11 protein-coding genes, 1 tRNA gene and 2 pseudogenes are annotated in these 12,407 nt (G+C 59.3%); 10 read left to right on the top strand and 4 right to left on the bottom strand.

Annotated elements, in window-relative coordinates; genetic code table 11:
- The 4 genes and pseudogenes from ACPYOI_RS11470 to pncB form a co-directional block, all read left to right on the top strand.
- Positions 1–262, top strand: a pseudogene (locus ACPYOI_RS11470) (microcin ABC transporter ATP-binding protein); the annotation flags it as partial.
- A 9-nt stretch (positions 263–271) separates the two neighbouring features.
- Complete coding sequence (locus tag ACPYOI_RS11475) at positions 272–1,231, top strand: 2-hydroxyacid dehydrogenase (protein ID WP_481419655.1); 960 nt, start codon at positions 272–274, stop codon at positions 1,229–1,231.
- A 91-nt stretch (positions 1,232–1,322) separates the two neighbouring features.
- Positions 1,323–1,688 carry a hypothetical protein gene (locus tag ACPYOI_RS11480; protein WP_481419654.1) on the top strand — a complete coding sequence of 122 codons (366 nt, stop codon included), beginning with the start codon at positions 1,323–1,325 and terminating at the stop codon, positions 1,686–1,688.
- A gap of 160 nt (positions 1,689–1,848) precedes the next feature.
- On the top strand, positions 1,849–3,153 hold the full coding sequence (gene pncB / locus ACPYOI_RS11485) for a nicotinate phosphoribosyltransferase (RefSeq protein WP_481419653.1): 1,305 nt from the start codon (positions 1,849–1,851) through the stop codon (positions 3,151–3,153).
- Between the two features lie 6 nt (positions 3,154–3,159).
- On the opposite strand, the gene ACPYOI_RS11490 is transcribed toward pncB, so the two are convergent.
- Both ACPYOI_RS11490 and ACPYOI_RS11495 read right to left on the bottom strand, forming a co-directional pair.
- On the bottom strand, positions 3,160–4,125 hold the full coding sequence (locus ACPYOI_RS11490; RefSeq protein ID WP_481419652.1) for a DUF72 domain-containing protein: 966 nt from the start codon (positions 4,123–4,125) through the stop codon (positions 3,160–3,162).
- A 73-nt stretch (positions 4,126–4,198) separates the two neighbouring features.
- Positions 4,199–4,390, bottom strand: a complete 192-nt coding sequence (locus ACPYOI_RS11495) for a DUF2735 domain-containing protein (RefSeq protein WP_481419651.1) — start codon at positions 4,388–4,390, stop codon at positions 4,199–4,201.
- A 402-nt stretch (positions 4,391–4,792) separates the two neighbouring features.
- Between ACPYOI_RS11495 and ACPYOI_RS11500 the strand changes: the two genes are divergently transcribed.
- From ACPYOI_RS11500 to ACPYOI_RS11510, 3 genes are all read left to right on the top strand, one after another.
- On the top strand, positions 4,793–5,833 hold the full coding sequence (locus tag ACPYOI_RS11500) for a glutamine synthetase beta-grasp domain-containing protein (RefSeq protein WP_481419650.1): 1,041 nt from the start codon (positions 4,793–4,795) through the stop codon (positions 5,831–5,833).
- A gap of 177 nt (positions 5,834–6,010) precedes the next feature.
- Entirely contained in the window at positions 6,011–6,784 is a 774-nt protein-coding gene (xth, locus tag ACPYOI_RS11505; protein ID WP_481422880.1) for an exodeoxyribonuclease III, read from the top strand.
- A gap of 55 nt (positions 6,785–6,839) precedes the next feature.
- The gene (locus tag ACPYOI_RS11510) at positions 6,840–8,081 is read left to right on the top strand and encodes a DUF763 domain-containing protein (protein ID WP_481419923.1); all 1,242 of its coding nucleotides are present in this window, start codon (positions 6,840–6,842) and stop codon (positions 8,079–8,081) included.
- Between the two features lie 67 nt (positions 8,082–8,148).
- Here the strand turns inward: ACPYOI_RS11510 and ACPYOI_RS11515 are convergent, their stop codons facing one another.
- Complete coding sequence (locus ACPYOI_RS11515) at positions 8,149–9,894, bottom strand: ABC transporter ATP-binding protein (protein WP_481419922.1); 1,746 nt, start codon at positions 9,892–9,894, stop codon at positions 8,149–8,151.
- Between the two features lie 323 nt (positions 9,895–10,217).
- A tRNA-Ser gene (locus ACPYOI_RS11520) sits at positions 10,218–10,307 on the bottom strand.
- 223 nt (positions 10,308–10,530) lie between these two features.
- On the opposite strand from ACPYOI_RS11520, the gene ACPYOI_RS11525 reads away from it, so the two are divergent.
- From ACPYOI_RS11525 to ACPYOI_RS11535, 3 genes and pseudogenes are all read left to right on the top strand, one after another.
- Complete coding sequence (locus ACPYOI_RS11525; protein ID WP_481419921.1) at positions 10,531–10,848, top strand: hypothetical protein; 318 nt, start codon at positions 10,531–10,533, stop codon at positions 10,846–10,848.
- Between the two features lie 37 nt (positions 10,849–10,885).
- Positions 10,886–11,191 (top strand): annotated as a pseudogene (locus tag ACPYOI_RS11530) (peptide-methionine (S)-S-oxide reductase); the annotation flags it as partial.
- A gap of 223 nt (positions 11,192–11,414) precedes the next feature.
- Positions 11,415–12,407, top strand: coding sequence for a BMP family lipoprotein (locus ACPYOI_RS11535; protein WP_481419920.1), 993 nt, complete (start codon positions 11,415–11,417; stop codon positions 12,405–12,407).

A 12,407-nucleotide genomic window follows, 5' to 3' on the forward strand; every position in this document is an offset into this window, starting at 1 on the left:
CGACATGAGCGTGCAGGCACAGGTCGTCGATCTCCTGCGCGACCTGCAGAAAAAGCACGATCTGGCCTATCTCTTCATCAGCCATGACCTGAAGGTCGTCAAAGCGCTCGCCAACGAAGTCATCGTCATGCGCTTCGGCAAGGTCGTGGAGCAGGGGCCGTCGGCGCAAATTTTCCGAGCACCGAAAGATGATTATACCAAGGCCCTGATGGCCGCCGCTTTCAACATCGAGGCAGTGCCGACGCCTGTCGTCCAGCAGTAAAAGAAGATCATGGCCGCAAGACCTCCCGTTATCGTCGATCTGAAATTCAATCCCGACGGGATCGCCCGTATTCTTAAAACCGCATTCTCGGATCGCGGCAGTATCAATCTCGCCGATCCCTCGAATAAGGGCCGCGATCTGAGCGCGTCCGAATATGCGCTCCTCTGGAAACCCGACGCCGATCTCTTCGATCGTGCGCCGAACCTCAAGATCGTCTTCTCGGGCGGCGCCGGTGTCGACAGCATCCTGCCGCTTCCGGGGCTGCCGGATGCTCCGATCGTCCGTTTCGTTGATCGCAGCCTGACGGTTCGCATGAGTGAATGGGTGGTCATGCAGTGTTTGATGCATCTGCGCCAGCAACGCGAGCACGACCGGCACCAGCGCGATCGTATCTGGGGCAAGGCGGCACCGCCGGAAGCGGCGGAAATCACAGTCGGCGTCATGGGGCTGGGCGTGCTGGGGCAGGATGCCGTTCGCAAGCTGAAGGTCATGGGTTTCAATGTCATCGGCTGGTCGCGAAGCCGCAAGCAACTCGACGGCATCGAAACTTTCGATGCAAGCGAACTCGATGACTTCTTGTCGAAGACCGATTTTCTCGTCGGCCTGCTGCCGCTGACGCCTGAAACCACGGGCTTCTACAACGCCAAGCTGTTTACCAAGCTCCGTCAGGGTGGCGCACTTGGAAAGCCGGTCTTCATCAATGCCGGTCGTGGCAAGAGCCAGGTGCAGCGCGATATCGTTGCTGCAATCGAAAGCGGTGTGCTTGGGGGCTCCTCGCTCGATGTGTTCGAGGTCGAGCCGCTTCCCGCGGACGATCCGCTCTGGGGCTTGGAAAACGTCTTTATCACCCCGCACGATGCCGCAATCTCTGAAGAGACCGCGCTGTTCCGGCATGTCGAGACACAGATCGCCCGTTTTGAGCGTGGCGAGCCGCTGGAATTCGTCGTGGACCGGACTGCGGGGTACTGAACCAGCCGGAACCATGGGGCCATAAGTTCGTTGTCCTTACTGATTGCCGAAGCGGCCGATCCGTTTCGCGAGACATCGGAAGGAGGCAAGGATGGCTCATCAGATGGAAAAACGCTGGGAAGAATCCGACGGCAAGCTCCATGTGGAAGAGGAAATCACCCCAACGGCAGCAAAGCAGGGGCGCACCGGTTCCCGCATCCTGATGGTTCTGCTCGCTGCGCTGGTTCTTGCTTTCCTGGTTTGGATTCCGGTCGAAATCTGGGGCGAGCGTGAAGCCGATCAGGTCGCGTCACAGCAACCCGGACAGGAAATGCAGTCTCAGCAGCCGGCGCCGCCAGCATCGCCGTCCGCGCAGAACGGCAGTTCCGCTCCAACTGAAACGCCGAATGCGCCAGCGGCTCCGAACGTCCAGCCTGCGACGCCCGCCACACCCGCGCCGTCTCAGCCTGCGCAATAAGGCTTTGATCTCAAGCCGATCATCGGAAGAGCCCGCCGCTTCGGCGGCGGGTCATTTACGCTGGACTTTACCCGCTGATTTTTCGATAAGGAAGCGCACGAGCCGGTCGTCGTGTGTGCCGGTCTGTTATGGCACCCGACCGGATCGGCAGTGGTGAAGCATGGCCAAGACCGATATCGCAAGGCGCGTTTACAATCACGCGTGGAAGCTTGATCCCATCATCCGTAGCCTTATCGATACGGACTTCTACAAGCTTTTGATGCTGCAGATGATCTGGAAGCTCTATCCGGATGTCAACGCCACGTTCACTTTGATCAACCGCACAAAGCGCGTCCGTCTTGCCGAAGAGATAGACGAGGGGGAATTGCGCGAGCAGCTGGATCACGCGCGCACCCTGCGCCTTTCCAAGAAGGAGATGATCTGGCTTGCCGGTAACAGCTTCTACGGTCGGGCCCAGATCTTCGAGCCGGAGTTCCTCGCCTGGCTCTCTCATTTCCAGCTGCCGGAGTACGAGCTGTCGAAAAAGGACGGTCAGTATGTCCTCGACTTCCATGGCTCGTGGAAGGAAACGACGATGTGGGAAATCCCGGCGCTGGCGATCATCAACGAGCTGCGCTCGCGCTCGGCGATGAGGGCGCTCGGTCCCTTTACGCTTGATGTGCTTTATGCACGCGCCAAAGCCAAGATGTGGTCGAAGGTGGAGCGGCTGCGCGAATTGCCCGGCTTGCGTATCTCCGACTTCGGCACCCGCCGCCGCCACAGCTTTCTTTGGCAGCGCTGGTGTGTCGAAGCGCTCAAGGAAGGGATCGGTCCTGCCTTCACCGGCACCAGCAATGTCTTGCTCGCAATGGACTCCGATCTTGAAGCGGTCGGCACGAATGCGCACGAGCTGCCGATGGTCACGGCGGCACTTACGAAGACCGACGAGGAGCTCAGCCATGCGCCCTACAAGGTGCTGCGCGACTGGAACAAGCTCTATGGCGGCAACCTTTTGATCGTTCTGCCGGATTCCTTCGGCACTGCCGCCTTCCTTCGCGACGCGCCGGAATGGGTGGCGGACTGGACAGGCTTCCGTCCTGACAGCGCGCCGCCGATCGAAGGTGGCGAGAAGATCATTGAGTGGTGGAAGAAGATGGGGCGTGATCCGCGCCAGAAGCTGCTGATCTTTTCGGACGGCCTTGATGTCGATGCGATCATCGACACCTACAAGCATTTCGAAGGCCGCGTGCGCATGAGCTTCGGCTGGGGCACCAATCTGACCAACGATTTTTCGGGCTGCGCGCCGACCGAAATTTCCGGCCTCAACCCGATCTCGATCGTTTGCAAGGTCAGCGAGGCGAACGGCCACCCGGCGGTCAAGCTCTCCGACAATCCCCAAAAGGCAACTGGCGACCCGGCGGAGGTCGAGCGCTACCTCAAATTCTTCGGCGCGGAAGACCGCACGGAGCAGGCGGTTCTTGTCTGACGGGGATCATGGCGCCGGCCAGTGCGGCCTAGCCTGCTCCTCGACCCGTCGGCTTTTCCTCCGTGGCGCTGGTATGGTTACGTCCTCGAGCAACGTGGCGACCCCTAGTCGCTCGGCAAGCGAGCGCGCATCCTTCGGCGCACGCACCTTTACATCGTTGTCGAAATAGACGTAGACGTCGCGACCCTTGGCCGAGGTTTTGCCGGGCGGCAATATGCGATTGGCATCCGCTGGCTCACGCCCGCCAGCCCATGCCGCGATCCGCTTGGCCCAGACATCGAGCGCTGCATCGTCGTAGCCGCTGACATAAAGCTGTTCTGACCCGTGAAGACGGCAGTAGACAAAGTCTGCGGTTACATCCATCAGGAGCGGCCACTGGACGGTATCGGCGCAGACGAGCCCGACCCTGTGCTCGCGCAGCAATTCGACGAATTCCTTGGTGCAGAAACTGTCGTGGCGGATTTCCAAGGCGTGGCGAAGCGGTTGCTTCACATCACTCTCCAGCCAGTCGCGGCCGTTCAGCCGATCGTCATGCTGTTTCGCAAGTTTTGTCGCCTCGTCCGTGTCCTTTGGCAGCAATGCGAGAAACCGAGTGAAGAGCTCGGCATCGAATTTCATGCGCGGCGGAAACTGCCAGAGAATGGGCCCGAGCTTTGGCCCGAGCCGCAGAAGGCCGGATGCCATGAAGTTTGCAAGCGGCGTCTTGATATCGCGAAGGCGCTTCAAATGCGTGATATAGCGTGAGCCTTTGACGGCGAAGACGAAGCCGTCCGGCGTTGCCTCCCGCCAGCTTGCAAAGGCATGTGGCTTTTGCAATCCGTAGAACGTGCCGTTGATTTCAATTGAGGGAAAATGCCGCGAGGCATAGTGCAACTCGTGCTTCTGCGTCAGGCCTTTCGGGTAAAATACCCCGCGCCACGGTGCGTAGGTCCAGCCGGATATGCCAATACGGACGATGCCTTTCCTTGTCATGGAAGACAAACTGACCGCGCGGACGCTTGTTCCCCGCTGCGCGTATCGTCAAGGCATTCAGCCTTGAAAGGCTCTAGGCTTGCGGTTTCAGCTTTTCTTCCGCTTCGCGGATCGCGTCTTCGTGATACCAGCAATCGAACGCAGCATCGCAGATATCCGGATCGATATCGAGCGGCTGGCGGGTGCCAAGGCGTTCGTCCCGCCCGCGGAATTTTACAGGGAACTGATAGATCTTCGCGGATTCGCGGTGAAGACTTGCTGGCATCGAATCGCCTTCCATCATCTGCGCATGCCGGTTGTCGGGGAATGATGATAGCAATTGCTCATCATTTACGCAAACAGCCTAAAAATACGGCAATAATTGTCAGATTCATAAGCACTTGATAAAGCGCGCAAATATCGGCCAGTGTTGCATCTTTTTGGAGCGTTTGGCATTCGAACGGAAAACGTTCGGCGACCCGGCGGGTTCCACGCCATAATCCCTCGCTTTTCTTGAACGTTGGTGGTTGACGGGACGGCGATGGCGGGTGCGCGTTTTGTCGCAGTCGGGGCCGCCTCTTCGAACTGGCACGGCGCATGCTTGTTATGAGCCAACCGGTGGTGATCAAGCACGCGCTTAGCGGTCGCTTTCGGGATTTGCTCACACCTACGTTTGAGAGACTGGCCAATGACAAAGTATAAGCTCGAGTACATCTGGCTCGATGGGTACACACCGGCGCCGAACCTGCGCGGCAAAACGCAGATCAAGGAATTTGACGCGTTTCCGACACTCGATCAGCTTCCGCTGTGGGGCTTCGATGGTTCCTCCACGATGCAGGCCGAGGGCCGCAGCTCTGACTGCGTGCTGAAGCCCGTCGCGGTTTATCCGGATCCGGCGCGCACGAACGGCGTTCTCGTGATGTGCGAAGTCATGATGCCCGATGGCGTCACGCCGCATCCGTCCAACAGCCGCGCGACCATCCTCGACGACGAGGATGCATGGTTCGGCTTCGAGCAGGAATACTTCTTCTACGAAAACGGCCGCCCGCTCGGCTTCCCGGAGCAGGGCTATCCGGCTCCGCAGGGTCCGTATTACTGCGGCGTCGGCTCTGCCAATGTCGGCCCGGTTGCTCGCGAAATTGTCGAAGAGCATCTCGACCTCTGCCTCGCTGCCGGCATCAATCATGAAGGCATCAACGCCGAAGTGGCCAAGGGCCAGTGGGAATTCCAGATTTTCGGCAAGGGGTCCAAGAAGGCCGCCGACCAGATCTGGATGGCGCGCTACCTGCTGCAGCGCCTCACTGAAAAGTACGGCATCGACATCGAGTATCACTGCAAGCCGCTTGGTGACACCGACTGGAACGGCTCGGGCATGCACTGCAACTTCTCGACCAAGTTCATGCGCGAAGTCGGCGGCAAGGCCTACTTCGAAGCTCTGATGGCTCAGTTCGACAAGAACCTGATGGCCCATATCGACGTCTATGGTCCGGACAACCACCTGCGTCTGACCGGCAAGCACGAGACGGCTCCGTGGAACAAGTTCTCCTATGGCGTTGCTGACCGCGGCGCCTCGATCCGCGTTCCGCATTCCTTCGTCAAGAACGACTACCGCGGCTATCTGGAAGACCGCCGCCCGAACTCGCAGGGCTGCCCTTACCAGATCGCGTCTCAGGTCCTGAAGACGATCTCGGAAGTTCCGACCTCCGGCTTCGCTGCGGCTGCAGCCTAAGTGTAAGCCTCGGGCTTTCCTCCCCAAAGGCGGCGGGTGCCTCGCAGCCGGCGCCTTTGTTTTAACAAGCCTCTGGTTCGGCGCATCTTCCTGCTTCACCATGCGTTTCCATGCTGGAGGACGCCCGATGAGCCAGACCCGAATTCTTCTGCGATCTGAGCCGCGGGTCTTCGCGGCATGAAGATCGCCACTTATAACGTCAACGGCATCAATGGCCGCCTTTCCGTGCTGCTCCGTTGGCTGAAGATCGCAAAGCCTGACATCGTCTGCCTGCAGGAACTCAAGGCGCCGGACGACAGGTTCCCGCGTAAGGAGCTGCAAGCCGCTGGCTATGGCGCGGTCTGGCATGGCCAGAAGAGCTGGAACGGCGTGGCGATATTGGCGCGCGGCGCGACACCGGTGCTGACGAGGCGGGGATTGCCCTATGACCCTGACGACAGCCACAGCCGCTATATCGAGGCTGCGGTAAACGGCATCCTGATCGGTTGCCTGTATCTGCCGAACGGCAACCCCGCGCCGGGGCCGAAATGGGATTACAAGCTTCGCTGGTTCGCGCGCTTGCATGAATATGCAGCCGAATTGCTCGCGCTCGATGTGCCCGTGGCGCTTATCGGCGATTACAACGTCATGCCTACCGAGCTCGACGTCTACAAACCGGAGCGCTGGCTGGACGACGCGCTTTTCCGTCCCGAGGTGCGCGAGGCCTTTCACGCGCTCGTACAGCAAGGCTGGACGGATGCGATCCGCAAGCTGCATCCGGACGAGCAGATATTCACATTCTGGGATTACTTCAGGAATGCCTGGGGCAGGAATGCCGGGCTTCGGCTTGATCATTTTCTCCTCGGCCCAGCTCTTGCGGAACGATTGCAAAGCGGCGAGGTCGACAAGCAGGTCCGCGGCTGGGAGCATGCAAGCGATCATGCGCCGGTCTCGATCGAGCTCACGGACTAGCACGAGCACGGAGGAAAAGATTCCTTCAACGGTCGAAACCGGCTATGGTGTGGGCATGGCACAACGAGCAGGCAGCGCTGACCTTCCTTTGCATGGCGGGAGAGTTCCGAGATGGCTCGGCGCGCGGATGACGAAGCTCGGCGCAGTGATCACCGAAGCGGTCGTCCATCATTACGGCCGCGACGAACTGCTGCGGCGTCTCGCCCACCCCTTCTGGTTCCAGTCCTTCGGCGCTGTCATGGGGATGGATTGGCATTCGTCGGGCATAACCACCAGTGTACTCGGCGCTCTCAAACGCGGGCTGACGCCGCTTTCCGGCGAGCTTGGCCTGCATGTCTGCGGCGGCCGTGGTTCGCATTCCCGCAAGACCCCGGACGAGCTCGTCGCCATCGGCAATCGCGTCGGTTTCGACGGTGGTTCGCTTGCGACGGCGAGCAGGCTTGTCGCCAAAGTCGACAGCGCCGCCGTTCAGGATGGCTTCGATCTCTATCTCCATGGCTTCATTGTCACCGACGACGGCAAATGGGTTGTCGTCCAGCAGGGCATGAACGGCGACAAGCGCCAGGCGCGGCGCTATCACTGGCTGTCGGAAGGTCTCGAAAGTTTCGTCGATTCACCGCATGCCGCAATCGAAGGCCGCAGCCGGGGCAATATCATCAATCTCGCCGACAGGCGTGCCGAGCGCTCGCGCAGCGGACAGCTCGAGCTCCTCGCAACGCTCGGCCCGGATCGCATCGTGCGGGAGGCAGCGGCTCTGGCGCTCGACAGCTCCAAGCCTTCGCCGCAGCCGGACCAGCCGCTTCTGCCGCATCTCGTCATGCCGGCCCATCACGACGTTCGCGAAAAGGACGTCAACATGAGACGCCTTCACGGCAATCTCGCCGCCGCTGCCGATCGCGGACCGGAAGATTTCGAAGAGCTTCTGCTCGTGCCCGGCGTCGGAGCCCGAACGGTGCAGGCGCTGGCAATGGTTGCCGAGGTGGTTCACGGCGCGCCCTGCCGCTTCTCCGATCCCGCGCGCTTCTCGCTCGCCCATGGCGGCAAGGATCGGCATCCTTTTCCTGTTCCGCTGAAGGTCTATGACGAGACGATCAAGGTGATGAAATCGGCGGTTCAAAAAGGCCGGCTCGGCCGCGAGGAGGAATTGCAGGCGTTGAAGCGCCTCGACGATCAGTCCCGCGAGCTGGAGCGATATGTCACCGGTCCCGATCTCAAGGAAATCGTCGCCGGCGAGTTCCGCAATTCACCCGACTGGGGCGGCAGAAGCGTCTTCGGCTGGGAAGGCAAGGATCGCTAGCCCTGCGAAAGCGCGTGGATAGGAGTACCGCAGGTCCGAATTTGGAATGTCCAAAATCCGGAAACGATCATCTGTTAGCATGACTAAGACGCGTAAGACGCGCATAGAGGCTGTCCTTTTCGGAAAGGCCGTCATGATTGCCTTCCTCCACAACCCGGCCATCCTGCATGACAACGATCTTGTCGGCGCCAACAACAGTCGACAGCCGATGGGCAATGACGACGACTGTACGGCCCACCATCGCCTCATCGAGCGCCTTCTGAACAGCGGCTTCCGATTCCGTATCGAGTGCTGACGTCGCTTCATCGAGAAGGAGGATGGGCGCGTTGCGGACCAGGGCGCGCGCGATCGAAAGGCGCTGGCGCTGACCGCCCGAAAGCGTGACGCCATTTTCGCCGACAGGCGTATCGTAGCCCTGGGGTTGGGCGAGAATGAAGTCGTGGGCGTAGGCAAGTCTCGCGGCGCGCTCCACCTCCTCATCGCTCGCCTCGGGACGGCCGTAGCGGATGTTGTCGCGGATCGTGCCCTCGAAGAGATATGGCTGCTGGGAGACATAGGCCAGCTGCTCGCGCAGCGACTGCTTCGTCACGTGGGCGATATCCTGGCCATCGATCAAAATCTCTCCCGCCCTCGGGTCGTAGAACCGCGGAATGAGGGTGATGATCGTCGACTTTCCGGCTCCGGAAGGGCCAACAAGCGCGGTCGTCTTGCCGCCTTCGGCAACGAAGCTGACCTCTTTGAGGACCTCATCGTGACCATAGCCGAAGGATACATTGCGGAACTCGATCCGGGTGTCGGTGACGACCAGCGGCTTCGCATCGGGCAGATCGCGCTGGTGCAGCTCCGTATCGAGGAGTTCATAGATCATTTCAGCGTTGGTAACAGCGGTGGCTAGCTGAACCGGCACCCTCGCCAGCCGTCGAGCCGGGTCATAGGCGAGCAGAAGCGCTGTGAGGAACGACAGGAAGCCGCCTGGCGGAACATTGTAGTAGACCGACCGATAGGCGGCGTAGGCGATAACACCCGAGACAGCAAAGCCTGCGACGGTCTCGATCAGCGGTCCGGATCGTTCAGAAACGCGAGTGATCTTGTTCGCGCGCCGCTCCGACACGCTAAGCAACCCGTCGAACTTTTGTTGAAGCGGCTTCTCGAGGGTGAACGCCTTGACGACGGCAATGCCCTGCACCGTTTCCTGCATGGCGCTGAATACATAGCTGCCGGCATGAATGTTTTCGCTTGTCACGGCGCGAAGGCGTTTGGACAGTTTGCGCAGTCCATAGCTGAGCGGAGGCGCCGCAAGAAAGACAAAAAAGCTGAGCCAGGGTTCCTGCATGAACATGACGCTCACGAGCGACACGAATGTGAGCAAGTCCCTCACTGTCGATGTGATCGTGAGGTTCATAACATCCCGTACGCCGCTTATATTCTGGTTCAATCGAGCAACAATCCGCGCAGATCGCGTCTGATTGAAGAATCCAAGCGATAGCTTGAGAAGATGGGAGTAGGCTCGAACCTGATATCGTGCTGCTATGTTGTTTCCAATTTTTGAGAGAATTACGGCTTGGCCATAGCTGGCAAATCCCCGCAGTACGAAGGCGATGAAGATTGCCAGACAAACGCCCCAAACGAGATCCGCGCGACGCTCGACAAATGCCGCGTTGATGACAGACTTCATGATCCAAGCGATAAACGCCGTCGAAAGCGAGATGATGACAAGGCATGCGATCGCAAGCGCATATTGAAATGCATACTCGCGGGCGTTTTCCGACAAAACGCGCTTGATGATGTTACGTGCCTTACTGCTGCTTGCCATACTCTGTCCACCGTTGAAAGGTTCGCTTAACCGCGGTAGCCGTCCCTTGCAAGTCAAACTCGCTTCCAACTCGCGGGTATAAGGTCGCTGTCGTCATGCGGCGATGACCTGAACCAAGTGCAATGCTGCGATTATGTGTCCCGTTGGGCTGGCATTGAGCCAAGCGCCCCGCCAGATGAATGTACCGTTGCGATGATATTCAGGTCGCGCAGGCAGTCGGGCAAGTTGCGAAAGGGCAGGCGTATCGAGACGACGCTGAATACGCGACACTCGATCGGCAACCGCGATGTTAAGTTCCCTGTAAAAGGCATAAATCCAAAAAATGGCGGACAGAGAGGGATTCGAACCCTCGGTACGCTTTCACGTACACACGCGTTCCAGGCGTGCGCCTTCAACCACTCGGCCACCTGTCCATTTGCGTTTCGCACCCGGAGAGGAGCAAATCGTCGGAACGGCGCGATATATACCGATGAATTCTCGGGGATCAACCTAAATCTAACAGTTTTTTGACCTCTTCCGACAAAACTCCGGCAAAGCTGTCCATTGCGCTTATGCATCGCGATAATTATCTATTGGCTCGGTTAGGGAATGGCGCGGCTGACCGGAAAATCCGGCGGTGGGGCGTCGGAGGGATCGATGCGTTTCTTGTTGCGTTTGACCAGCCTTGTTGCGCTCGCTGCGGCCGTCATTGCGGGAACGATCGATTCAATCCAGTCCGTTGCTGCATCCGCCGTTGTCATGACACCCATGGGCGATGCCTGGCAGGATTTGAGCCCTTCGTCGCTGTCTGCCCTGCAGGCGTCGATTTCCTACTATGTGCACCCGCGCTTCTATGCTTTCGTGTTCGGGTGGCTGATGTTGCAGCCGGCCTTTGCCATCTTTCTGGTGATCGCTCTCTTGCTGTGGATGATTGGCTACAAGAAGCCGCCGGTGGCGGGCCGCTTCACCGCCTAACAAGACGGGCGGCTCTGACGTATTCGCTTTGAGGCCGCTTCGGGCCTTCTTCGAAGAGCACGATCCGACACAAGGGATGCGCCAGGGCAACGACATCGGAACGACCTACCGTTCCGCCGTCTACACGACGACAGCTGAACAGCTGGCGACCGCAGAGCCGGTGCGCGATACCTTCCAGTCAGCGCTTAAAGCCGCCGGGCGCAGCTTGAAGATCACCACGGAGATCGCTTCGGCCGGCGAGTTCTACCATGCCGAGGACTACCACCAGCAGTATTTGGCCAAGAATCCGGACGGCTATCGCGGGCTCCGCGGAACCGGCGTCAGTTGCCCGATTGCTCGGTAAAGTCGCACTTTTAGCGGCGGTTTTGCACGAAAATCAGCCCTCTTGGGCTGATTTTCAGCATCGACGGGGAATTTTTACCAGCCGAAAAATTTCTCGTGAATTTTTTCGTAGCACATGCAAGGATGCGCCCAGCCAGGTCTCGGGGGAGGCCGGTGGTTCCGCAGACATGCCTGCAACAGGCTTGCGGGAGGACCCAAACAAATAGCAACAATAGGGCTGCATTATGAAAAAAACCCTTCTTTCGCTCCTGTCTGTGGCTGCGATGTCCACGACGGCGCTTGCCGCCGACATCAAGCCGGCACTCGTTTACGGCACCGGCGGAAAGTTCGATAAGTCCTTCAATGAAGCTGCCTATAACGGTGCCGAGAAGTTCAAGGCGGAAACCGGCATTGCCTATCGCGACTTCGAGCCGACCGGCGACACGCAGGGCGAGCAGGCCATCCGCAACTTCGCAAGCCGCGGCTTCAATCCGGTTGTAGCTGTGTCCTTCGCGTGGACCTCGGCGATCGAAAAGGTCGCCGCCGAATTCCCGGATACCAAGTTCGTCATCGTTGATGCCGTCGTTGACAAGCCGAACGTCCGCTCGGTCGTTTACAAGGAAGAAGAAGGTTCCTTCCTCGTTGGCGTTCTCGCCGGAATGGCCTCGAAGTCCGGCAAGGTCGGCTTCGTCGGCGGCATGGACATTCCGCTCATCCGCAAGTTCGAATGCGGCTACGAGCAGGGCGCGCGTTCCGTCAAGGCTGACGTCGAAGTTTTCCAGAACATGACCGGCACGACCGGTGCAGCCTGGAACGACCCCGTTCGCGGCGGTGAACTGACCAAGAACCAGATCGATCAGGGCGCCGATGTCGTTTACGCGGCGGCAGGTGCAACCGGTCTCGGCGTGCTCCAGACGGCGGCCGACAACAAGAAGCTCTCGATCGGCGTTGATTCCAACCAGAACTATCTGCATCCCGGCTCCGTGTTGACGTCGATGGTCAAGCGTGTCGATCTGGCTGTCTACAATGCTTACAGTGACGCCAAGAACGACAAGTTCGCCGGCGGCATGCAGGCTCTCGGCGTCAAGGAAGATGGCGTCGCTGCTGCGATCGACGAGCACAACAAGCCGCTGATCACGGCGGAAATGCAGGCTGCCGTCGACAAGGCGAAGGCTGATATCATCGCAGGGACCATCAAGGTCCACGATTATACGACGGACAATTCTTGCCCGAAGTGA

This window comes from Rhizobium sp. SVR5-2C (assembly GCF_056755115.1).